The sequence below is a fragment of the Vogesella mureinivorans genome (assembly GCF_007644035.1).
Lineage (GTDB): Bacteria > Pseudomonadota > Gammaproteobacteria > Burkholderiales > Chromobacteriaceae > Vogesella > Vogesella mureinivorans.
In genome coordinates, this window is the sequence record NZ_VMTV02000780.1 from 1 (window position 1) to 290 (window position 290).

The window sequence follows — 290 nt, forward strand, 5'->3', positions numbered from 1 at the left end:
TTTCTGAATCAGGTCCACTACGATACAAGGTTTGCTTCATGGCAAGTACGTTTGGATCTTGTGCTGATTCACGCAATAAGTTAATGACGGGTGGCGAAGAACACTATATTTTGTTGTCTGCAATCATCCAACAACATATCAGCGATTTATTCCCAGGAATGACTGCAACGGGCTGTTACCAATTTCGCGTGACACGAAATGCTGACTTGACACTCGCAGAAGATGTTGATGACCTCGCTGTTGCTTTAAAAGACGAGTTATCCTCACGGCGTTTTGGTCGTGCGGTTCGA

Annotated in this window: 1 protein-coding gene and 1 pseudogene; one reads left to right on the forward strand and one right to left on the reverse strand. The window is 44.8% G+C overall.

The features are described from left to right. Nucleotides 1-76: hypothetical protein (locus FLQ44_RS25060; protein WP_369126616.1), on the reverse strand; the 76-nt coding region annotated here is incomplete at its 3' end. A 7-nt stretch (nt 77-83) separates the two neighbouring features. Here FLQ44_RS25060 and FLQ44_RS18190 point away from each other — a divergent pair. Continuing rightward, nucleotides 84-290 (forward strand): annotated as a pseudogene (locus FLQ44_RS18190) (polyphosphate kinase 1); the annotation flags it as partial.